The following is a 20913-nucleotide window of genomic DNA, read 5'->3' on the forward strand; positions in this document are numbered from 1 at the left end:
GCTCACATCCCCAGCAGGCTGGTGGGCTCGGCTTCCGCGCCACTGGGCGCCTGCCCGACCACCACGTTCTCGCCTGCCTTGAGGCCGGACAGGATCTGCACCGCAGTAGCTGTGCGCAGGCCGGTCGTCACCGCGCGCTCGCGGGCACGGCCCTTGGCGTCGATCACCTGTACGGTCGCGCGGTTGCCCGCCTTGTCATCGCTCTCGGACACTGCTGTCAACGGCACCTGCAGCGCGTTGGCGGCGCGCGCCAGCTGGATCGTCACCTTCACCGTCATCGACGGCTTCAGTTTCAGGCCCGGATTGGGTACGTCAAACAGCCCGGCGTAGTACACCGCCTTCGGCGTCTGCGCCGATCCACCGGTGTTGCCGGTGGCCACATCGGCAATCGACGATGGCGCAGGTTCAAGCTGCTGCAGATGCGATTCGTAGCGGCGTCCGCCCGGCCCCAGCGTAGAGAACCACAGGGGTTGGCCAGGCGCGATCAGCTCCACGTCGGCCTCCGCGATCTCGGTGCGAACCGTCATCGTGTCCATCTGTGCCAGCATTACGATGGTCGGCGTAGTCTGCATCGAGTTCAGCGTCTGCCCGGCCTTGGTGACGATGGCCACGATGTAGCCGTCGGAAGGTGAGACGATGCGGGTGTAGCCCAGGTTGATCCGCGCCGTCTCCACCTGGGTCAGCGCCTGCTCGATCTGGGCCTGCAGCGCGGCGACGTCAGAGCGCGCCGCTTCGCGCGCCACCCGCGCGGACTCGAAACCTTCCTGCGAAACCAGCCGCGACGCCACCAGCTGCGACTGGCGCTCATGCACGCGGATGGCCTGGGCGTAGCGCGCCTGGCTGGCGGCATGCTGGGCACGCAGCGCATTGGCAGCCGCTTCGGCGCTGCGCAGGGCGATGCGCTGCGGCTGCGAATCCACTTCGGCAATCAGATCGCCAGCGTGCACACGCTGGCCCAGCACCACATGCAGGCGCTTGACCTGGCCCGATACCTGCGCACCCACCGCCACCAGTTCCTTGGGGTTGACCCGGCCAACGGCCTGCACGGTCTTTTCCAGGTCCGCCACCCTTGCCGGGGCCGTGATCAGCGCGGCATCATCACTTTCGGCAAACAGCCACCAGCCGGTGCCGCCCGCAAGAAGCGCAACGATTGCGGCAATGATCCAGGTCCTGCGGTTGTTCATCGGAAGGCTCGCATGCACGCAGCCACCGGATGTGACCGCAGAAGCCGCAGTCTGGGAGGTGGTGGTGGATGTTTCTTGGAGCCACTGTGGAGATTGCATGGAGGCCGCACATCCGTTCAGGCACGGCGTCCGCTCCTGAACGGCACGGATCGCGTCCATGAAATCTCGACACAATCTCGACCAAGTCTCCATCAACGGCCCCTAGCCTTGTCGGCCTCGCCGACTGCGTTCCCGCCGTGTACCTCCCGTTTCCTGACCTGCCTCCCATCGATGTCCGCCGCGCCTACCTCGCCTGGTGCGCGCCTTCGCCGTGGCTGCTTGCACTGGTAATGGCGTCGACCAGCGCCTGGATGCTTGCCAGCGCGAACCCGGCGCCGCCCCTGCTGGCGGGCGCCGGTGCCGCCGCGCTGGTGTGCTTCCGCAGCGAAGGCCCCGCCCATTCGGCGCGCACGGGCACCCTGGCGTCGCTGGTGCTGATCGGCTTCGCGGCCTGGTCCGCCTCCAGCGCTGGCCTGAGTCTCATGCCTGCAGGGATAGCAGCGGTCCTGGTGGCGACGTTGCTTGCCCTGCGCCTGTGGGCCCTGGTCCGCATGGCCCGGCGCTTGCAGGACCGGGTGGACGCAACGGGCATGCAATCACGGTGGAGCAAGCTGCCTGCGGCCGTATCGGCCCTGCTCGCACAGCACCTGCGCGGGACCGCAACGCTGGCGCCCGCCATGCAGCACACGCTGGTGCTGGCCACCCTCGCCTGGGCCGCCCACGAAGAAGCACAGACCCTGGAACGGCCACGATGACACCGCCGCCGGCACTCCCCATCTCGCACTGGAAACTGCAGCGTTCAATGAAGACCGATGCACGCACGCGCCAGGCGCCCCTGGTGCTGATTGCCGAGGATGAAGGCGAAATCGCTGACATTCTCGGCGCCTACCTGGCCCGCTCCGGATTGCGCAGCGCCCGCGCCGCCGACGGCGAAGCCGCCCTCGCCAGCCACCGCCAGCTGCGCCCCGACCTGGTGCTGCTGGACGTGCAGATGCCGAAGTTGGATGGCTGGCAGGTCCTGAGTGAGCTCCGCCGGCGCGGCAACACCCCGGTGATCATGCTCACCGCACTGGACCAGGACGTGGACAAGCTCACCGGCCTGCGCGTCGGCGCCGACGACTATGTGGCCAAGCCCTTCAATCCGGCCGAGATCGTTGCGCGCATCCAGGCGGTGCTGCGCCGCAGCGCAAAGCCCATGGCAGAAGAACCCAACGGGCTGATCCGGCAGGGCCCGTTCGAGATCGACCTGCGCAGCCATGAGGTCACCGTGCGCACTGATGACCATGTGCACGCTTTGAATTTCACACTCACCGAGTTCCGTCTGCTGGTGCACATGGCGCGCGCACCGCGCATGGTGCACAGCCGGCTGGATCTTCTCCAGACCTGCCTGCCGGAAGGCGATGCGCAGGAGCGCACCGTGGACAGCCACGTCAGCAAGCTGCGCCGCAAGCTGGAGGACGTCGGCATCATCGGCATTCCCGCCACCATCCGCGGTGTCGGCTACCGCTTCCTGGACTGAACCGATGAACCGCAAAGGCAAGAGCATCGGGCGCCAGATCACGCTGTCCATCACGGTCGCATCGCTGTGCTCGACCGTACTGTCGATCAGCGGTTTCTACCTGTTCTATTACCTCATGGAGGTGTTCTATCCACGCTGGTATGACGAGCCGGAAACCATCATGCCGTCGGGCTTGGAATGGCTGTGGATCGGCCTGACCGCCACTGTGGTGGTGGCACTGGCCACGTTGATCGCCTCGCGCCTGACCCGGCGCATCATCACCCCGCTGAACTCGGTGGCCGAAAGCCTGCGTCGCGTCGCCAGCGGTGATCTTGAGGCGCGTGCGCGCGGCGGCGACACCTCGATGACCGAGGCCGCCACACTGGTCAGCGACTTCAATTCCATGGCCGAGCGGCTCAGCCGGATGTCCGAGAACCGCGTGTTCTGGAATGCAGCGATCGCACACGAACTGCGCACGCCGATGACCATCCTGCGCGGCCGCCTGCAGGGCATCGCCGAAGGCGTGTTCGAGCCAGGCCCCGAGCAGTTCAACAGCATGCTCACCCAGCTGGAGGGCCTGACCCGCATCATCGAAGATCTGCGCGTGGTGAGCCTTGCCGAAAGCGGTCACCTGGATCTGCGCCTGCAGCGCAGCGATGTCCGCGTGCAGGTGGCGGCAGTGGTGGACGCGATGTCCGAGGCGCTGACCGAGAGTGGCTTCTCGGTGACATTGGAGGCACGGCCTTCACTGGCCGACTGCGATCCGGCGCGCATCCGCCAGGCGGTGCTGGCGCTGCTGGAAAATGCGCGGCGCCACGCCATTCCCTGTCCGTTGCAGGTCCGCGTGTCGCTGGCGGAGGGCCATTGCACCGTGACGGTTGAGGATGGTGGCCCCGGTGTGCCGGACGACCTTCGCGACAGCATCTTTGAAGCCTTCCAGCGCACCGATGTGTCGCGCTCGCGGCAGAGTGGTGGTTCCGGGCTTGGCCTGGCGGTGGTGCGCGCGATTGCCGTGGCCCATCACGGAACGGCGCGATGCAGGGCGACCGAACGCGGTGGTAGCGCGTTCGAGATCCGCTGGCCGGTGCACGCGCGTCGTTGAGGGCCATCGCTGCCCTGGAAAGCCCGAAATGCCGGAACTGCCTGGGTAGAGTCGACTGTCAGGCGACTTGCGCGCGCAAGCGCGGGTTCTTCCAGCAGTTCGCAAAGAGCAGTCGACCAGCAGTCGACTCTACCCCCGACCCACCCAGGGATCCCATGCAACACCCCCATGATCCAGCGGCCGCCGCCGGCAGCATCGGCCAGCAGAATGCGGCCGCCACCCTGAAGGCCATCCTGCGCACCTACCCCTGGCAGCTCACCGGCACGTTCTCGCTGGTGGCACTGGAAAACGCGCTGCTGCTGGCCTATCCGCTGTTCGCCGGCTTCGCGGTAGACGCGATCATCAGCGGCAACATCGGCCATGCCATCTCCTACGCCGGCATAGTGCTGCTGTTCTGGTTGGTCGGTGCCGCCCGTCGTGCGGTCGATACCCGGACGTTCACCCGCATCTATGCCGATCTGGCAGTGAGCGTGGTACAGGCGCAGCGCCGGTTGGGCCAGGCGACTTCCACTTCAGCGGCCCGCGTCGTTCTGGCCCGCGAGTTCGTCGACTTCTTCGAAAAGCACGTGCCGATCATCGCCACCGCCCACGTATCCATGTTTGGCGCTGCGGTCATGCTCCTAGCAATTGAACCGCTGGTCGGTGGTGCCGCCCTCCTCGCGCTGTTCGGTGCTCTCCTGCTGCTGCCGTCGTTCGCGCGTCGCAACGAGCAGTTGCATGGGCGCCTCAACAACCGCCTGGAACAGGAAATCCGACTGGTGGACCGGGTCAGTCCCTCGGTTTTGCGCCGTCACTACACCACGCTGTCACGCCTGCGCATCCTGCTCTCCGATCGCGAAGCCGGCGCCGTGCTGGCCGTCGGCGCGACGGCAGCAGCCCTGTTCGCACTGACCATCGGCCGCCTTGCCACCACCGATGGCGTTACCCCCGGTCACGTCTACGCGGTGATGACCTATCTGTGGACTTTCGCCGGCAGCCTGGACGATGCACCGTCGATGGTGGATCAGCTCGCGCGGCTGAAGGACATCGGCCGGCGAGTCAGCCCCGGCATGGACGATGCGGACCACAAGGACGCCGCTTGACCGGTAGATGCCCACCTTGGTGGGCACCGATGGAAGCCAGCGCCAACCAAGGTTGGCGACTACCGGGCGCGATGGCTACCCATGCGCCGCTCGGCGCTACAGGAACTCCGCCATGCGCTGCAGCTCGTCGTCCAGCGCGCCACGAAATACCTTGTCGCGGGCCAGCGACCTGCCGGCATAGCCCACGTTCGACACCAACTCACCTTCGCGCATGCTCAGGTTGGCCCAGCCCACCACCTGGTCGTGCCACAGTACCGGCAGTGCGTAGTAGCCGTATTGACGCTTCGGTGCGGGCGTGTAGGCCTCGAACTTGTACACCCAATCCCACAGCAACTCGAAACGGCGGCGGTCCCACACCACCGGGTCGAATGGCGCCAGCAGGCGCACCTGTTCGTCCGGCGCATGGCGGCGCGAGCGCGGATTTTCGTCCGCCGGCCAGTACCAGGTGGTGCCCTCCAACGTGCAGCTGGCCAGCTGCTGCTTGGCCAATGCCAATGCCTTGCGGGTCTGCTCGGCCAGGTGCGGAGCGCCATAGCCCAGCAGGCGCACCAGATAGGTCAGGCTGGCCGAAGGCAGCGGTGCGTACTTGCGCACCACCAGATCGATCAGGGCGGCAGCACGTTCGATCTGCGCCTGTTCGCTGGAATCGGGCTCGGCATGATCGGCCACCGCGTAGATGCGCGTACCGCTATCGCGCCGTTGCACGCGCAGCAGGCCGCGGTAGTGCATGCCGTCCAGCAGATGGGTACTTGCATTGCTGGTGCCGCCCCAGTAGTTGGTCACCCGCCCATGCGCGAACGCCTGGTCGACCTCGCGTGGGTGCACGCTGCCGCGCTCGCGCACGAAGGCCAGCACGTCGGCCGCACGGCGATGGGTCTCGGCGTCCCACTCGCGCTTGGACACACGCGGGTGCATCAGTGCCAGATGCTCGCGCGGCAGGAAGCCGTAGTTCACCAGGCAATCCTCTTCCACCGGCAGACGCGTGTAGCGCCGCTCAAGATCGCCTGCGCGGTAATCCTTCACCCGGTGGCGCAGAGTCAGGTCCTGCGCGCGTGCGGGTGCGCGGATCGGGTCGGCCTGCACGAAGCCCAACCGCCGGATCGCGGCCAGCAGCGTGGTCGGCTTGAACAGGGTGCGCGCCACCGCGTAGCGGCGAAGGTCATCAAGGGTGGGCGTGGCAGGCATGGCCGCATTGTAGATCCACGCCATCCGTAGATGGGGCCTTGGCGAACCGTGCAACGGCATCCACGCATGGCATGGATCTACCGAAGCCGCGATACCTCCAGAGAACCGATCACCAGCGCCCGCATGCCCTGCTTGAACTCGGTGATCACCTGCCCCTCCTCGTCGTCCGCAATCGCGTAGATGGTGTCGGCGCCGGCGATGCAGTAGAACGCGATCGTGGCCAGCAGCCAGCGCGCCTTGTCCACCGGCAGGCCGAACACCTCGGCCACGTGCGCCTGGTGCGAGGCGATCTTCTCCAGCATCGGCGCGGTCGCCACCGTGCGCCGAAGCAGGTACGGCGGCAGCCCGGGATGCGCCTTCACCACCTCGCACAGCGACTCCACGAACCCCATCAGGTAGGCCTCCAGCCCACCCGGTGCGTCGACCGACGCGCACGGAATCTGCCAGCGCTGGAACACCGCCTCCGCCACCAGGCGCTTCAACGCCTCCAGGTTGGCCACGCGCTTGTACAGCGCTGCCTGGGTCACCGCCAGTTCGGCGGCTACGTTGGCCATGGTCAGGTTGGGCAGGCCCAGGCGGATGCCGATGTCGGCCAGGCGCTCCGGGGTGATGGTGGGCGGGCGGCCACGGGTCGGCGCCGTCGGATCGGGGTGAGTGCTCATACCCTGCTGAGGGTGCCAGCAAAGGGACCCTCTTGTCCGCTTCGATTGATTTAGTTTAACTTATTCAACTAATTGGGAAGGCGTCCAGCACGCTGCCCGTGATCGAGCCCATGGCTCACCTCCCGCCAGGTCCCCACCCAGCCAACAACCCTGCGCTGCGCCCTCTCCCCGTGCTTGCCGTCGGCAGCGCGCCAGGCGCGCTCGCGCCTGCGATTCACAGGACTCTGGCATGACCGTTTACAACTTCACTTCTGCACAGCATCGTGCTGCCGCCGCATTCTCCGATCTGATGCATCCGCCAGGCATGCCCCTGCGCTACCGGATGTCAGCCCTCGCGCTGGGGCTGCTGGCCTCGTTTGCCGCGCTGGCCGACACCGCACCGTCTACCCTACCCTCCGTGCAGGTGCAGGAACAGCGCCGGGTCACCGCAGACTATGCGGGCGGGCAAGTGGCTGCCGGCAGCCGCGTCGGCCTGCTCGGTGACAAGGACTTCATGGACACGCCGTTCAGTACGGTCAGCTACACCGAGTCCTTCATCCGCGATCGCCAGGCCAAGGACCTGACCGACGTCATCGCCGCTACCGACCCCACGGTGTTCAGCAACGGCGTCACCGGTTCCTGGAGCGAGAATTACGCGATCCGCGGCTTCGCCTCCAACACCAGCGACACCACGTTCAATGGCCTCAGCGGCATGGCGCCGTACTATCGCACCTCGCCGGAAATGTTCGAGCGCATCGAAGTGCTGAAGGGTCCGTCCGCGCTGCTCAACGGCATGCCGCCGGGCGGTTCGGTCGGTGGCAGCGTCAACCTGGCGCCCAAGCGCGCAAGCGAGCAACCGCTGCTGCGGGTCAGTGCCAACTTCGCCTCCGATGCGCAGTTCGGCACCCACGTGGATATGGGTCGCCGCCTCGGTGCCGACAAGCAGTTCGGCATCCGCTTCAACGGTGCCTACCGTGATGGTGACGGCGCCGTCGGCAAGCAGCGCAAGAAGGTACAGCTCGGTTCGCTGGCACTGGACTGGCGCGGCGAACGTGCGCGGCTGTCGGCCGATCTGTACAGCGCCGACGACCGCGTTGACGGCCCGGCACGTGGCGTCGGCCTGGCACCGGGCGTCGCCATTCCACGTCCGCCACGCGGCGATACGCTGATCAACCCGGACTGGGCCTACGTGGACAGCCAGGACAAGGGCGCGATGCTGCGCGGCGAGCTGGATATCAACGATAGTCTGATGGCCTACCTGGCCTACGGCACCACCAAGACCGACTACCGCTACAACGGCTCGATCAGCGCACAGATCCTCAATCCAGCCGGCGACTTCACCACGGTTATCGGCCAGCTCGCCTTCGACATCAAGAAGCAGTCCGGAGATGCCGGCCTGCGCGGTTCGTTCCACACCGGCAGCGTCGGCCACCAGTGGGCCGCCAACGTGACCCATTACCAGCACACCCAGAACGACTACGGCCGGCGCAGCGTGCCCGGCTGGGACTGGACCACCAATCTGTACAACCCGGTGTGGGGCCCGGCCGCGCCGTTCGTGGCACCGCACATCTCGCATACCGAGCTGAAGCTGGACAGCATCGGCGTCGCCGACAGCCTCTCCTTCGCCGATGAGCGCGTGCAGTTGACGCTGGGTGTGCGTCGCCAGCAGGTGGTCAGCGAGACCTTCAGCGTCGCTACCGGTGCACGCACCTCGCGCTACGACGAGAGCGCCACCACCCCGGCAGCAGCCCTGCTGGTGAAAGCCACCGACACGCTCTCCCTCTACACCAACTACGTCGAAGGCCTCAGCCAGGGTGCCACCGCGCCGATGACCGCAGCCAACGCCGGCGATGTGTTCGCACCGTTCCGCACCAAGCAGAAGGAGCTGGGCCTGAAGCTGGACCTGGGCAGCTTCGCGCACACCTTCAGCGTGTACGAGATCAAGCGACCGAGCAGCTACACCGATCCGGTCACGAATATCTTCTCGTTTGGTGGCGAACAACGTAACCGCGGCGTGGAATGGGGCTTCTTCGGTGCACCGATGGACGGCGTGCGCCTGCTCGGTGGCGTGGCCTATGTGCAGCCGAAGCTGACCCGCACGGCCGGCGGCGTGAATGAAGGACGCATCGCCACCGCCGTGGCGCAGCGGCAGGCCAAGCTGGGCGTGGAATGGGATGTGCCGACCTTGCAGGGCCTCACCTTGACCGGCAATGCCACGGCGATGTCGAAGCAGTACATCAGTGCCGACAATAGCCTGTCGGTGCCGGGGCGTACGTTGTTCGACGTGGGCGCGCGCTACAGCACCACCGTGGCGGGTCGACCGCTTGCGCTGCGGGCCAGCGTGAACAACGTGACCAACAAGGCGTACTGGGGCATGCCGTTGCTTTCAAGCCTGGCGCTGGGTGCGCCGAGGACGGTGTTGCTCTCTGCGACGATGGATTTCTGAGCCGGACGACAAACTGTCAACGGGATCCACGCCTGGCGTGGATCTACCGACACAAGGCACGACCACGCACGCACTGATCACGAAAGCACGCGCGCCACCACCACCAGCACCGCCAGATGCCCCACGTAGTACCCATAGAACACCCAGCGCCAGCGCGGCAGTTGCCACGGCACCCGCGTCGCCAGCGCGACCACCGGAACAGCCAGCACTGCCCAGCCGTTGTGGTTGACCCCGCACACCGCTGCAAGCCCAACCAGCAACATCCACCACGCCCGATGCCGGAACGCGATCCAGGCCAGCAGCACGGCGCCAACACCGGCCCACTGGTAGTCCACGAACATCGGCAGCACGCCGGCAGCCAGCAACAGCAGCACAGGCCGATTGTTCGCAAGCGCATGCACGGCCACCACCGCCAGGGTGAAGGTGAGCAGGATGTTGAGCGGCAGCCAGGAACCGAACGCCAGTGCGTGCAATGGCTGCGCGATCAGCCCCCATAGCGCGAGCCGGCGAATCGATTTGCGCAGGTCGGCGCCCGGCTGGGCCAGGTTGCAGGCCATCACCAGCGCGAACAGCGGGAAGGCGATACGCCCCAGTTCGCTGACCACCGGCACGTAGCCGCCGAAGACCACCTTGGCCACGTGGTCGCCGGTCATGGCCAGCAGCGCGATCCACTTCAGCAGCTCGCGCGCGCCGCTGCCGAGGGTGAGGTTGAACGTGGACGTCCCGGTCGTGGTCGCTTGCATCGCGGAAGCTTATGCGCATCGGCCAGCGCATTTCCAGCGCCACGCAGGAGGCCACGGCTGCAAGCCGCAGGTGGCGGCGCTATGCTGGCCGCCCCTGCTTGTGAGACACCCGCCATGCGCACCCTGTACCCGGCCATCGAGCCCTACCGCGAATTCACCCTGTCGGTGAGCGATCTGCACACGCTTCATATCGAAGAGTGCGGCACGCCGGAGGGCATTCCGGTGGTGTACCTGCACGGTGGCCCGGGCGCCGGTATCTCGCCGACCCATCGGCGCTTCTTCGACCCGGCGCGCTACCGCATCGTGTTGATCGACCAGCGCGGCAGCGGCCGCTCCACGCCGTTCGGCGAACTGCGCGACAACACCACGCAGGACCTGGTGGCCGACATCGAGAAGGTGCGTGAGCATCTGGGCATCGAACGCTGGCTGGTCTATGGCGGCTCCTGGGGTTCGACCCTGTCACTGGCCTACGCGCAGGCGCATCCCGAGCGCGCCACCGGCCTGATCGTGCGTGGCGTGTTCCTCGGCCGCGAAATGGAGAACCGCTGGTTCGCCGAGGCCGATGGGGGTGCGCGCTGGATCTTCCCGGAGCGCTGGGACCGCTATCAGGCCTATATTCCGCACGCCGAACGTGGCGACATGATTGCGGCCTACTGGACGCGCATGGATGGCCCGGATGAGGCAACCCGCATCGAAGCCGCGCAGGCCTGGCTGGGCTGGGAAGACAACGCCGCCACCCTGCAGCACGACGTGGATGCGCAATCCACCGATGATCCGCTGGATACGCTGGCCAAGGCCCGTATTGAAGCGCACTACTTCCGCAACGGCATCTTCCTGGAACCGGACCAGCTGCTGCGCAACATTGATCGCATCCGCCACCTGCCCGGCGTGATCGTGCAGGGACGCTACGACATCATCTGTCCGCCGCGCAGCGCGTGGGACCTGGCCAAGGCGTGGCCGGAAGCGCGCCTGGAGATGGTGACCTCCGGCCACAGCGCCAACGAGCCGGCCACGGTCGACGCGCTCGTGCGCGCGACAGATGCCTTTGCCGACCGCTTCTGAACAGGTGGGTAGTGCCGGCCGCTGGCCGGCATCCCACCGTGCGAGGGTAGTAGCGTCGACGGTTAGTCGACTGCTGTTGGCGACACTGCTTCGAGGCCCGCGCTGCGCGCGATAGTCGACTCACAGTCGACTCTACGGGGCCGGGTATCAGGTGCCAGTCACACCACCCAGCTATACCAAGGTATAGCCCAGCTAACCCACGAGCCTCTAGGCCAGCCCCATTCAGGGGCGGACAATAGCGGCACTGGCCAGGGCAACCCTGGCCGGCACCCTCCCCTCATGGAGACGCAGATGGACCCCGACCCTGCCGGGCGCACCGCGCCCCCGATGCCCACAATCCGCCTGTTCCTGGCGCCTGCCCGCCGGTCCCTGCCTGCCTGAGTGACGGGGGACCGCCAGGCGCCGCTTGCCTGGAGATCGCCCCCATGTCCTACAAGATCCTCTACATCACCCTGCGCCGCCTGATCGGCGAGCGCGATGTTGCCGCCCTGCGCAGCCAGCTGCTGCAGCACGGCCCGGTCATGTTCGCCCGTTCGCTGTCGCTCGGTTCGCCGCGCGTGGTGGCCGACGCGCTGTCGCTGCTGCCGATCAGCGAGCGCATCACCGTGCTTCGCCACCTGCCCTATCCCCTGCGCGATGCCATGAAGCCGCTATGCATCGGCGGCAGCCAGCGCCTGCACATGCAGCCGTGGTCGCCGGCGGTGCTGGCCATGCGCCACGCCTGAACTGTCTCACCCATTCCGTTCGTGTTCCGGCTGCGGCCGGCTCTGACATTCGAGGAGCGTCCCATGAGCCTGCTCAACGCCTGGTTCAACGCCTTCCTGCGCAGCCGTCGCGCAGGCAACCTGTTCCGCCGCCGTGCGATGCCCGAAGCCGGCTTCGGTCCGGGCAGCGCCGAGGCCGCGCCGTTCGCGCTCACCACCGGCTTGGTTACCCTCGCCCAGCAGGAGGAAGCCGAGCTGCTGGCCACACTGGAGTCGCATGCCGATGGCCTCAGCCCGCATGAGGCCGAGGAGAGACTGGTCATGCTCGGCCCCAACGAGGTGGATCACGAAAGGCCGCTGCCGTGGTGGCGCCATCTGTGGCAGTGCTATCGCAACCCGTTCAACCTGCTGCTGACCGTGCTGGCGGCGGTGTCCTGGCTAACCGAGGACATCAAGGCCACCGTGGTGATCGGTGCGATGGTGCTGCTGTCCACGCTGATCCGCTTCGTGCAGGAGGGGCGTTCGAACCGTGCAGCCGAGCGGCTGAAGGCGTTGGTCGGCAATACCGCGCGCGTGCTGCGCCGCAATCCCGGTACCGAGGCCGCCGATGTGGCCGACCAGTACTTCGGCGCGCACCTGCACAGCCGTCGCCCCGCTCGCCTGCTGGACCTGCCGATCCGTGAGCTGGTGCCCGGCGACCACATCGTGCTGTCGGCCGGCGACATGATTCCGGCCGATTGCCGCGTACTGACCGCCAAGGACCTGTTCGTGGCGCAGGCGGCGATGACCGGCGAGTCGCTGCCGGTAGAAAAGTTCGCGCACCCGGGCGATGGCCTGGCCGGCCTGCTGGAACAGCACAACCTGCTGTTCATGGGCACCAATGTGGTGTCCGGCACGGCCACCGCCGTGGTGCTGGCCACCGGCAACCGCACCTACTTCGGCACGTTGGCCCAGCGCAGCACGGCCACCGATCGTGCGCCGACCGCATTCCAGGCCGGCGTCAATAGTGTCAGCTGGCTGCTGATCCGCTTCGCGCTGGTGATGGTGCCGTTCGTGCTGCTGATCAACGGCTGGACCAAGGGTGACTGGACCGAGGCGTTCCTGTTCGCGCTGTCGGTGGCGGTGGGCCTGACGCCGGAAATGCTGCCGATGATCGTCACCTCCACCCTGGCCAAGGGCGCGGTGCTGCTGTCGCGGCGCAAGGTGATCGTCAAGCGCCTCGATGCGATCCAGAACTTCGGCGCCATGGAAGTGCTGTGCACCGACAAGACCGGCACCCTCACCCAGGATAGGATCGCACTGGAGCGTCACACCGATGTGTTCGGCCACGATTCGGAAGACGTGCTGAAGTTCGCCTATCTCAACAGCCACTTCCAGACCGGGCTGATCAACCTGCTGGACCGCGCGGTGCTGGAGCACGTGGAGCTGCAGAGTTCGCTGCGGCTGTCGCAGGACTACCACAAGGTGGATGAGATCCCGTTCGATTTCGAGCGCCGCCGCATGTCGGTGGTGGTGTCCGAGCGCGAGGACCACCACGAGCTGATCTGCAAGGGGGCGGTAGAGGAGATGCTGGCGGTGTGCAGCACCGTGCGCGAGAACGGCCAGGACATGCCGCTGGACGAGCAGCGCCTGGCCCGCGTGCGGCAGACCACCGAGGAACTGAACGAGCAGGGCCTGCGCGTGGTGGCGGTGGCGATGAAGGAGACCGCTGCCAGCCAGACCACCTATTCGCAGGCCGACGAATGCGGCCTGACCCTGGTTGGCTACGTGGCCTTCCTGGACCCGCCGAAGGAGTCGGCTGCGCAGGCGCTGCAGGCGCTGGCCGCACACGGTGTCGAGGTCAAGGTCTTCACTGGCGACAACGAACTGGTGACCGCCCGTGTCTGCGCACAGGTAGGGCTGGACGCCGACACCATCCTGACCGGCCCGCAGATCGAGCGCATGGACGACGGCGCGCTGTCGCGGGCGCTGCACCACCATCGCGTATTTGCCCGGCTGACGCCGCTGCACAAGGAGCGACTGGTGCGCGAGCTGCGCGCGCAGGGCAAGGTGGTCGGCTTCCTCGGTGACGGCATCAACGATGCGCCGGCGCTGCGCGCAGCCGATATCGGCATCAGCGTGGACAGTGCGGTGGACATCGCCAAGGAGGCCGCCGACATCATCCTGCTGGAAAAGAACCTGATGGTGCTGGAGGAAGGCGTCATCCAGGGCCGGCGCACGTTCAACAACATGCTGAAGTACATCCGCATGACCGCCAGCTCCAACTTCGGCAACGTGTTCTCGGTACTGGTGGCCTCGGCCTTCCTGCCGTTCCTGCCTATGCTGCCCCTGCAGCTGCTGGTGCAGAACCTGCTGTACGACATCTCGCAGATCGCTATTCCGTTCGACAACGTGGACGAGGAGCTGGTACGCAAGCCGCTGAAGTGGAACCCGGGGGACATCGGCCGCTTCATGGTGTTCTTCGGGCCGATCAGCTCGATCTTCGACCTGAGCTGCTTCGCGCTGATGTGGTACGTGTTCGATGCACGCACGCCGGCCGACCAGGGCCTGTTCCAGTCCGGCTGGTTCGTGGTCGGCCTGCTGACCCAGACCCTGATCGTGCACATGATCCGCACGCCGAAGGTACCGTTCCTGCAGAGCATCGCCGCGCCGCCACTGCTGCTGATGACCGGCCTGATCATGGCAATCGGCGTGGCCCTGCCGATGAGCCCGCTGGCCGGCTACTTCAAGCTGCAGGCGCTTCCGGCTGGCTACTGGCCGTTCCTGGTGGCGATCCTGTTCGGCTATGCGGTGCTGACCACCGCGCTGAAGAAGTTCTACATCCGTCGCTACGGCTGGCAGTAGGCGCCCGCCGCTTTGTCCAGGGAGAAACACAATGGACATCAATCCGAACCTGCCGGCGTTCAACGCCGGGGCCACGCTCAGCTCGCTGATCAGCCTGTCGGTGGCGTTCGTGCTGGGCACGGTCATTGGCCTGGAACGGCAGCTGCGCCAACGCACCGCCGGCCTGCGTACCAACACGCTGGTGGCGGTGGGGGCGGCAGTGTTCGTCGATCTGGCCGTGCGCTTCCATGATCTGTACGGCGGACCACCCTCGCCGCTGCATGTGGTTGCGTACGTGATCTCCGGCGTCGGCTTTCTCGGCGCCGGCGCGATCATGAAGGACGGCGCGCAGGTGTCCGGCCTGAACACCGCCGCCACCCTGTGGGGATCGGCGGCGGTGGGCGCCTGTGCCGGCATCAAGCTGCTGCCGGAGGCGGTGTTGGCAGCGGTGTTCGTGCTGGCCGCCAATACCCTGCTGCGGCCGGTGGTGAACCGCATCCAGCGGCAGCCGCTGCCGGAAGCGTTCAGCGAGGCGACCTATGCGATCAACGTGGTCTGCCAGCGCGAGCAGCAGGCCGAGGTGCTGGACCAGCTGTTGCTGCTGCTTGAGCAGGCGCATTACCCGGTGCGCGCGGTGGACCAGCGCCCGTTCGGCGAGCGCGACGTGGAGATCGAAGCGGTGCTGTATGCCACCACGGTGGATGCCGGTGAGCTCGATGCCGTGCTGGCCACCCTGGCGACCACGCCCGGTGTGCTGCAGGGCTTCTGGAACGCCAGCCTGGAGGAGTAGTGCCGGCCGCTGGCCGGCAACCCCATGATCCCCGGACGCACCGTGCATCGCTTTGGTGGGTGCCGACCGTTGGTCGGCACAAACCCTCATCGCCCCCGCCATTCAATTGCTGTGCCGACCAACGGTCGGCACCTACCAGGAGCCGGCACCCACAGCACAAGAGCACGCCGACCCAGGTCGGCATCCACCAATGCCGGCTTTGCTATCCTTTTCCCCCACGCCAGGGAGCTCCCCGATGCCATCGCTGTCGCCCCGCCGCCCGCTGGTGCTGCTGGCCCTGATCGTCGTGATGGCGGCGATCTTCCTGATCGACACCGTCACCGATTACGCGGTTGCCGCTGCCTGCTTCTACGCAGCGGTCATCCTCGCGGCGTCGCGCGTGCTGGGTGCGCGCGGGCTCATCACCCTGGCCATCGCCTGCATCGCGCTGACCGGGTTGAGCTTCTTCCTGACCCGCTTCGGCACCTACCGCATCGGCCTGGTCAATTCGGTCATCGGCATGCTGGTGATCGGCATCACCACCTATCTCGCCCTGAACATGGAAGCGGCCAAGGCCGCCGTGCAGGAAGCGCAGGGCCGCCTGCTGAGGGTGGCACGCGCCTCCACCGTAGGCGAGCTCACCACCTCCATCGCCCATGAAGTCAACCAGCCACTGGCCGCCATCGCCAGCAGCGCCGAAGCCTGCCAGCGCTGGCTGGCACAGGACCCGCCGAACGTGGACAAGGCCCGGCAGACCGTGGCCCGCATCTTGGCCGACGCGCACCGCGCCGGTGACGTGATCGCCCGCATCCGCGGCCTGACCCAGGGCGCGGCACCGGAACGACGCGCCTTCGACCTGAACCAGGCGGTGGAGGAAATGCTGGCGCTGTCGCGCAGCGAGCTGGACCAGCACGGCGTGGCCGTGGCGCTGCTGCTGGACGCCGACCTGCCGCCGGTACACGCCGACCGCGTGCAGGTGCAGCAGGTGATCGGCAACCTGATCCTCAATGCAGTGGATGCAATGGAAGCGGTGCCCACTGCCGACCGTCGCCTGTCACTACTGACCCGGCGTGACGGCCAGCAGGTCAGTCTCAGCGTGCGCGACCGGGGCGTGGGCCTGCCCGCCGATCATCCCGAGCGTGTATTCGATGCATTCTGGACCACCAAGTCACATGGGCTGGGACTGGGCCTCAGCCTGAGCCGTTCGATGATCGAAGCCAATGACGGCCAGATCCGCGCCGAACGACCGGCAGGCGGCGGTGCCTGCTTCGTGTTCGACCTGCCCATCGCCTCGGACGTTCAACATGCGTAAGCCCGCTGCCCCAGCCATCGACCCAGCGCCCATCGTCTACGTGGTCGACGACGATCCGTCGGTGCGCGCCGCACTGGAAGACCTGCTGGCCTCGATGGGCCTGCAGGTGCGGGCCTTCGCCTCCACCCAGGCCTTCCTCGAACACGACCTGGAAGACGCGCCAGCGTGCCTGGTGCTGGACGTGCGCATGCCCGGCCAGAGCGGCCTCGAATTCCATCGCACCATGGGCAGCCACGGCCTGCAGCTGCCGGTGGTGTTCATCACCGGCCACGGCGACATTGCGATGGGCGTCAACGCGATCAAGGACGGTGCCATCGAGTTCCTGACCAAGCCCTTCCGTGACCAGGAGCTGCTCGATGCCATCCACAAGGGCATCGAGATCGACCGCCAGCGCCGCCGCGACGGCGAGGCACTCGGCGCACTGCAACTGCGCTGGGACACCCTCAACGCCGGCGAGCGCGAGGTGGTCGATGGCGTGGTACGCGGCCGGCTCAACAAGCAGATTGCCAGCGACCTCGGGGTCAGCGAGATCACGGTGAAGGTGCGCCGCGCGCAGGTGATGCGCAAGATGGGCGCGCGCACCCTGGTCGATCTGGTGCGGATGTATGACCGCCTGCAGACGGGCACGGCATGAACGCGTACGTCGCATTGCTGCGCGCGGTCAACGTCGGCGGCACCGGCAAGCTGCCGATGCGCGAACTGGTGGCAATGTGCAAGGACGCCGGCTTTTCCGACACCCGCACCTACATCGCCAGTGGCAACGCGGTATTCCGCAGCGGGCTTGATGAAGCCGCCGTGCGGGAGGCCCTCGCCCGACGCCTGCAGGCCTACGCCGGCAAGCCGGTAGGCGTGCTGGTGCGATCGGCCAGCGAGATCGCCGACGTGGTGGCGCGCAATCCGTTTCCGCAGGCCGCCGGTAACCGTGTGGTGGCATTGTTCCTCGATGCCAGCCTCCCCGCCGATCCGTTGGACGGCGTGACCGGCCGGAGTGATGAACAGCTTGCACTCGGCACGCGCGAGATCTTCGTTCATTACGGTGCCGGCATGGCCGACTCGCGCCTGCGGATGTCCTATGCCCAGCAAGGCACTGCCCGCAACATGAACACGGTGGGCAAGCTTGCAGCGATGGCCGCCGCGCTGGCCTAGCCTGCCAGCATTTCTTGTGCAGCGGTGCTGAAGTCGAGTGTCAATCGACTGCTCAGCGCTTGCGTTCGATGGCGGCTGGAGCGCTTTGCTGACGCAACGGATCACGCCCGCTTCAGGCGACGCTTCAACTGCGTATCCATCAAGCCCACGGCCAGCAGCACCGCACTGGTCAGCCAGCCAGCGGCCAGCAGATGGGTGTGCGGCAAGACCACGCCCAACACGACCAGCGCCACGGCACCGAACAGATGCGAATACGGGGCGCGCCCGTACACAACGCGCTTGTAGAGGGCGCTGCCAAGCAGGTAGATCAACGGCCCGGCGACCAGCACCGTTGCATAGACCGGCGTCACCGCCGCTTCCGGGTGATCCATCACCAGGTCGTTGCCCACCGCGGTGGCGATGATGCCGGCGATCAGCAACGCATGCACGTAGTGGAAATTGGCGCCCATCCGCCCGGGGTCCTCGGAATGGGTGATCGCCGCGGTGGCGTCTCGGCTTGAGATGCCGAAATACAGCCACCACATGGCGATGGTGCCGGCGAAGGTGGCGAGCACCGCAGACACCACCGCAGCACTCCACTGCTCGACCTCGCTGAGCACGCCACCGGTAGCCAGCAGCGTCTCGCCGAGTGCGACGATGACGAACAGCTGGCAACGCTCGGCCAGGTGCCCGCCTTCGATGGTCCACTCGCGGGTGTGCGACCGGCCCAGGCCCGGAAACGCGAAACCGAACATCGGCGAGATGTATTCGCAGGCCACCGCCACCGCCCACAACGCCAGGCGCAGGTTGCCCTCGGCGGCGGCGCCCGCCAGCCAGAAGCAGGCCGACACGCTCACCCACGCCAGCATGCGTCGGAAATTGGGCGCCAACGGATGGCTGCGACCGACCTCCAGCAGCACGAATACCGTGCGCCCGACCTGCATGGTGGCGTACGCCCCCGCGAAGACCCAGGCGCGTTCAGCGAAGGCCTCGGGAATGGACGAGGACATCAGCAGCGCCAGCAACATGGTGACGAACAGCAGGCTGCGGATGCGTGGCGCCTCGGGATCGAACCAGTTGCTGACCCAGCAGGCGTACTGCCAGCCCAGCCAGACCGCGAACCACAGCACCAGCGTCTGCATCACCCCGACCAGGTCCAGGTGATGCAGCAGATGGTGGCTGAGCTGGGTAACCGCAAAGACGTAGACCAGATCAAAGAACAGCTCTTCGTAGGTCACGCGGGCGTGGTGCCCATCGCGCTGGCGCAGGGCAGGCAGTCTCAGTCGTGTGCTCATGGCCGTCCTTCAGCGCGCCAGGCGCCAGTACAGCAGTCCAGCCAGCAGGGCCGGCACCGCGAACACCAGCAGCAGGATCGGCAGTTCCTCCCGCACGGCGTAGCCGGCCTTGCTCACGCCCACCCACATGTTGGCAAGCGTCACCAGCAGCCAGGTGGCGATGAACGCGAGCAGGGCCGTGGGCAGCTGCGACTGGCCTACGCTCCACAGCCGCCCGAACAGCAGGAATACCCCCAACAACAACACCCCACCCACCATCACCAGAAGCACGTGCATGGTCCATCTCCTTGAGCCTGCTTGCAGGCTAGCCGCGGCCGATTCTGCGCTCCAGACGATGATCGTGGTTTCACTTTCCAGTTCCGACGAACAATCCCGACCCGCGCCCCACATGGCAAACGCGAACGGTTCCCATTAGTATTGTGTCATCGCGCAGGGATGCCCTCCCCCGCGCGCGCCCCTTGCCCTTGCTTCCGGTCCGGATGTCCCAGCTGCCTTCCCCACCCCCTCCCGCGCTGCCGCTGGTGTCCTCGCTGGTGCGCCATTACGAGGAACTGGTGGAGTACCTGCGCCGCCGTTTCCGCTCGCCGGGGTTGGCTCGTGAGGTGGTGCACGATGTCTGCGTGCGCCTGCTGGAACGCCCGGCCGCCTACGATGCACGGCAACCCATCGCACTGCTGCGGCGGATCGCGCACGATACGGCGGTGGATCGTTGCCGCGCCGAGGATCTGCGCCGGCACTGGGTGGAGGCGCGTGCCGAGCTGCCCGATGACGCCTGCCCGCGCCCCGGGCCTGAGCAGCAGGCGCAGGGACAGCAGGCACTGCAACGATTGGGCGCCACCATCGAACGCATGCCCTGCCGCCGCCAGCAGGTCTTCATCCTGCACAAGATCCACGAACTGCCACAGGCTGAGGTTGCCCGCCGCATGGGTATCGGCCAGAAGGCGGTGGAGCGCCACCTGCGCCTGGCCATGGCCGATTGCCAACGGTCGGCTGGCCTGCGATGAGCCCACAACCGCCGCCGTCCCCACCGCAACCGCCGGTCCAACCCGCAACCACCGACCAGGTGCTGGACCAGCATCGCGATGCCCTGAAGGAACGCTTCCCCATGCCCAGCGCGGATGCGCTGCAGCGTCGTCGCGGTGGACGTGCGGCGAAGATTGTCCTGCCGCTGCTGCTGATCACGGCCACGGGCGTGTTCATTGCCGACCCGGCATGGCAGGTGCACGACTATCGGAGCGCGGTGGGCGAACGCCGCAGCATCCGCCTGCCCGATGGCAGCCATCTGCTGCTCGACGCCGGTACCCATCTGCAGGTTCGCAGGCACATCCGATCGCGGCAGGTGGTGCTGGTGCAGGGCCAGGCCCGTTTCCAGGTGCAGCACTCGACCTGGCGCCCGTTCGAGGTCGAGGCCGGGGCGGTGCATGTGCGCAACTATGGCACGGTGTTCGACGTTGACCGGCAGGGTAGCCTCAGCGAGGTAACCCTGTGGCGCGGCGAGGTGGGCGTGCGTGTGGATGGCGGGGGCGCAGAGCAGCGCCTGAAGCCGGGGCAGCGTGTGCTGGCCCAGCCAGGATCGTTGTCTCCGCCGGAAGCGGTGGACCCGGATCGAGCCGACTGGACCCGTGGGCGGCTGCAGTTCGACCGCATGCCGTTGGCCGAGGTGCTGCGCATCCTGCAGCGCTATCACGACCGTCCCATCGTGCTGGACGACCCGGTACTGGGGCCGCTGCAGGTGTCAGGCGTCTTCGATGCCGACCGCGCCGAAACCGTACTCGCGCTGCTGCCCGAGATCCTGCCGGTACAGGTGCACACCGCTTCCGATGGCAGCCTGCATCTGCGCGCCCGCGATTGAATGCCACACCGAGGGTGGGTTGCGCGTCGTCCCATCCGGCAAGTGCTTGAA

The 20913-nt window shown here is 67.0% G+C and carries 20 protein-coding genes; 14 read left to right on the forward strand and 6 right to left on the reverse strand.

The window, feature by feature from the left end; translation table 11 throughout:
• Positions 1–2: 2 nt before the first annotated feature.
• On the reverse strand, positions 3–1184 hold the full coding sequence (locus JLDANKMP_RS12705; RefSeq protein ID WP_111117699.1) for an efflux RND transporter periplasmic adaptor subunit: 1182 nt from the start codon (positions 1182–1184) through the stop codon (positions 3–5).
• Between the two features lie 329 nt (positions 1185–1513).
• Here JLDANKMP_RS12705 and JLDANKMP_RS12710 point away from each other — a divergent pair, with 329 nt between their 5' ends.
• The 4 genes from JLDANKMP_RS12710 (at position 1514) to JLDANKMP_RS12725 (ending at position 4905) form a co-directional block, all read left to right on the forward strand.
• A complete protein-coding gene (locus JLDANKMP_RS12710; protein ID WP_212561295.1) occupies positions 1514–1978 on the forward strand; it encodes a hypothetical protein in 465 nt (154 codons plus the stop codon).
• A 47-nt stretch (positions 1979–2025) separates the two neighbouring features.
• Positions 2026–2742, forward strand: coding sequence for a response regulator (locus tag JLDANKMP_RS12715; protein WP_032965890.1), 717 nt, complete (start codon positions 2026–2028; stop codon positions 2740–2742).
• Between the two features lie 4 nt (positions 2743–2746).
• Positions 2747–3823: an ATP-binding protein gene (locus JLDANKMP_RS12720; protein WP_212561296.1), complete on the forward strand. Its 1077-nt coding sequence runs from the start codon at positions 2747–2749 to the stop codon at positions 3821–3823.
• Positions 3824–3978: 155 nt separating this feature from the next.
• Positions 3979–4905, forward strand: coding sequence for an ABC transporter six-transmembrane domain-containing protein (locus JLDANKMP_RS12725; RefSeq protein ID WP_212561297.1), 927 nt, complete (start codon positions 3979–3981; stop codon positions 4903–4905).
• Between the two features lie 96 nt (positions 4906–5001).
• On the opposite strand, the gene JLDANKMP_RS12730 is transcribed toward JLDANKMP_RS12725, so the two are convergent.
• Positions 5002–6090 carry a crosslink repair DNA glycosylase YcaQ family protein gene (locus JLDANKMP_RS12730; protein ID WP_212561298.1) on the reverse strand — a complete coding sequence of 363 codons (1089 nt, stop codon included), beginning with the start codon at positions 6088–6090 and terminating at the stop codon, positions 5002–5004.
• Between the two features lie 77 nt (positions 6091–6167).
• Positions 6168–6752, reverse strand: coding sequence for a TetR/AcrR family transcriptional regulator (locus JLDANKMP_RS12735; RefSeq protein WP_212561299.1), 585 nt, complete (start codon positions 6750–6752; stop codon positions 6168–6170).
• 229 nt (positions 6753–6981) lie between these two features.
• Here JLDANKMP_RS12735 and JLDANKMP_RS12740 point away from each other — a divergent pair, with 229 nt between their 5' ends.
• A complete protein-coding gene (locus JLDANKMP_RS12740) occupies positions 6982–9177 on the forward strand; it encodes a TonB-dependent siderophore receptor (protein WP_212561300.1) in 2196 nt (731 codons plus the stop codon).
• A gap of 77 nt (positions 9178–9254) precedes the next feature.
• On the opposite strand, the gene JLDANKMP_RS12745 is transcribed toward JLDANKMP_RS12740, so the two are convergent.
• Entirely contained in the window at positions 9255–9920 is a 666-nt protein-coding gene (locus JLDANKMP_RS12745) for a TraX family protein (RefSeq protein WP_212561301.1), read from the reverse strand.
• A 114-nt stretch (positions 9921–10034) separates the two neighbouring features.
• Between JLDANKMP_RS12745 and pip the strand changes: the two genes are divergently transcribed.
• From pip to JLDANKMP_RS12780, 7 genes are all read left to right on the forward strand, one after another.
• The gene (gene pip / locus JLDANKMP_RS12750) at positions 10035–10982 is read left to right on the forward strand and encodes a prolyl aminopeptidase (RefSeq protein WP_212561302.1); all 948 of its coding nucleotides are present in this window, start codon (positions 10035–10037) and stop codon (positions 10980–10982) included.
• 425 nt (positions 10983–11407) lie between these two features.
• A complete protein-coding gene (locus JLDANKMP_RS12755; protein WP_005413574.1) occupies positions 11408–11707 on the forward strand; it encodes a hypothetical protein in 300 nt (99 codons plus the stop codon).
• 63 nt (positions 11708–11770) lie between these two features.
• Complete coding sequence (gene mgtA, locus JLDANKMP_RS12760) at positions 11771–14530, forward strand: magnesium-translocating P-type ATPase (protein WP_212561303.1); 2760 nt, start codon at positions 11771–11773, stop codon at positions 14528–14530.
• Positions 14531–14561: 31 nt separating this feature from the next.
• Positions 14562–15299, forward strand: a complete 738-nt coding sequence (locus tag JLDANKMP_RS12765) for an MgtC/SapB family protein (RefSeq protein WP_012511185.1) — start codon at positions 14562–14564, stop codon at positions 15297–15299.
• A 235-nt stretch (positions 15300–15534) separates the two neighbouring features.
• The gene (locus JLDANKMP_RS12770) at positions 15535–16590 is read left to right on the forward strand and encodes an ATP-binding protein (protein ID WP_212561304.1); all 1056 of its coding nucleotides are present in this window, start codon (positions 15535–15537) and stop codon (positions 16588–16590) included.
• Complete coding sequence (locus tag JLDANKMP_RS12775) at positions 16583–17224, forward strand: response regulator (RefSeq protein WP_212561305.1); 642 nt, start codon at positions 16583–16585, stop codon at positions 17222–17224. The genes JLDANKMP_RS12770 and JLDANKMP_RS12775 overlap by 8 nt, the downstream gene beginning before the upstream one ends.
• On the forward strand, positions 17221–17736 hold the full coding sequence (locus JLDANKMP_RS12780) for a DUF1697 domain-containing protein (protein WP_212561306.1): 516 nt from the start codon (positions 17221–17223) through the stop codon (positions 17734–17736). The genes JLDANKMP_RS12775 and JLDANKMP_RS12780 overlap by 4 nt, the downstream gene beginning before the upstream one ends.
• 101 nt (positions 17737–17837) lie before the next feature.
• Here JLDANKMP_RS12780 and JLDANKMP_RS12785 read toward each other — a convergent pair whose 3' ends face one another.
• Both JLDANKMP_RS12785 and JLDANKMP_RS12790 read right to left on the reverse strand, forming a co-directional pair.
• Positions 17838–19010, reverse strand: coding sequence for a low temperature requirement protein A (locus JLDANKMP_RS12785; protein WP_212561307.1), 1173 nt, complete (start codon positions 19008–19010; stop codon positions 17838–17840).
• Positions 19011–19019: 9 nt separating this feature from the next.
• Positions 19020–19286: a hypothetical protein gene (locus tag JLDANKMP_RS12790; protein ID WP_088429971.1), complete on the reverse strand. Its 267-nt coding sequence runs from the start codon at positions 19284–19286 to the stop codon at positions 19020–19022.
• Between the two features lie 203 nt (positions 19287–19489).
• On the opposite strand from JLDANKMP_RS12790, the gene JLDANKMP_RS12795 reads away from it, so the two are divergent.
• Positions 19490–20014 (forward strand): RNA polymerase sigma factor, encoded by a 525-nt coding sequence (locus tag JLDANKMP_RS12795; RefSeq protein WP_212561308.1) that lies wholly within the window; start codon positions 19490–19492, stop codon positions 20012–20014.
• A complete protein-coding gene (locus JLDANKMP_RS12800; RefSeq protein ID WP_212561309.1) occupies positions 20011–20862 on the forward strand; it encodes a FecR domain-containing protein in 852 nt (283 codons plus the stop codon). The genes JLDANKMP_RS12795 and JLDANKMP_RS12800 overlap by 4 nt, the downstream gene beginning before the upstream one ends.
• Positions 20863–20913: the final 51 nt, after the last annotated feature.

Origin of the sequence: Stenotrophomonas sp. PE591 (assembly GCF_018320795.1) — a bacterium.
In the GTDB taxonomy this organism is placed as follows: domain Bacteria; phylum Pseudomonadota; class Gammaproteobacteria; order Xanthomonadales; family Xanthomonadaceae; genus Stenotrophomonas; species Stenotrophomonas maltophilia.

Bases quoted from the DNA above. Each gene is read 5' to 3' on its own strand.
- JLDANKMP_RS12755 (WP_005413574.1), top strand. From the start codon at position 11,408: ATGTCCTACAAGATCCTCTACATCACCCTGCGCCGCCTGATCGGCGAG.
- mgtA (WP_212561303.1), top strand. From the start codon at position 11,771: ATGAGCCTGCTCAACGCCTGGTTCAACGCCTTCCTGCGCAGCCGTCGC.
- JLDANKMP_RS12705 (WP_111117699.1), bottom strand. From the start codon at position 1,184: ATGAACAACCGCAGGACCTGGATCATTGCCGCAATCGTTGCGCTTCTT.
- JLDANKMP_RS12795 (WP_212561308.1), top strand. From the start codon at position 19,490: ATGTCCCAGCTGCCTTCCCCACCCCCTCCCGCGCTGCCGCTGGTGTCC.
- JLDANKMP_RS12770 (WP_212561304.1), top strand. From the start codon at position 15,535: ATGCCATCGCTGTCGCCCCGCCGCCCGCTGGTGCTGCTGGCCCTGATC.
- JLDANKMP_RS12780 (WP_212561306.1), top strand. From the start codon at position 17,221: ATGAACGCGTACGTCGCATTGCTGCGCGCGGTCAACGTCGGCGGCACC.
- JLDANKMP_RS12740 (WP_212561300.1), top strand. From the start codon at position 6,982: ATGACCGTTTACAACTTCACTTCTGCACAGCATCGTGCTGCCGCCGCA.
- JLDANKMP_RS12765 (WP_012511185.1), top strand. From the start codon at position 14,562: ATGGACATCAATCCGAACCTGCCGGCGTTCAACGCCGGGGCCACGCTC.
- JLDANKMP_RS12735 (WP_212561299.1), bottom strand. From the start codon at position 6,752: ATGAGCACTCACCCCGATCCGACGGCGCCGACCCGTGGCCGCCCGCCC.
- JLDANKMP_RS12775 (WP_212561305.1), top strand. From the start codon at position 16,583: ATGCGTAAGCCCGCTGCCCCAGCCATCGACCCAGCGCCCATCGTCTAC.
- JLDANKMP_RS12720 (WP_212561296.1), top strand. From the start codon at position 2,747: ATGAACCGCAAAGGCAAGAGCATCGGGCGCCAGATCACGCTGTCCATC.
- pip (WP_212561302.1), top strand. From the start codon at position 10,035: ATGCGCACCCTGTACCCGGCCATCGAGCCCTACCGCGAATTCACCCTG.
- JLDANKMP_RS12710 (WP_212561295.1), top strand. From the start codon at position 1,514: ATGGCGTCGACCAGCGCCTGGATGCTTGCCAGCGCGAACCCGGCGCCG.
- JLDANKMP_RS12725 (WP_212561297.1), top strand. From the start codon at position 3,979: ATGCAACACCCCCATGATCCAGCGGCCGCCGCCGGCAGCATCGGCCAG.
- JLDANKMP_RS12790 (WP_088429971.1), bottom strand. From the start codon at position 19,286: ATGCACGTGCTTCTGGTGATGGTGGGTGGGGTGTTGTTGTTGGGGGTA.
- JLDANKMP_RS12745 (WP_212561301.1), bottom strand. From the start codon at position 9,920: ATGCAAGCGACCACGACCGGGACGTCCACGTTCAACCTCACCCTCGGC.
- JLDANKMP_RS12785 (WP_212561307.1), bottom strand. From the start codon at position 19,010: ATGAGCACACGACTGAGACTGCCTGCCCTGCGCCAGCGCGATGGGCAC.
- JLDANKMP_RS12800 (WP_212561309.1), top strand. From the start codon at position 20,011: ATGAGCCCACAACCGCCGCCGTCCCCACCGCAACCGCCGGTCCAACCC.
- JLDANKMP_RS12715 (WP_032965890.1), top strand. From the start codon at position 2,026: ATGAAGACCGATGCACGCACGCGCCAGGCGCCCCTGGTGCTGATTGCC.
- JLDANKMP_RS12730 (WP_212561298.1), bottom strand. From the start codon at position 6,090: ATGCCTGCCACGCCCACCCTTGATGACCTTCGCCGCTACGCGGTGGCG.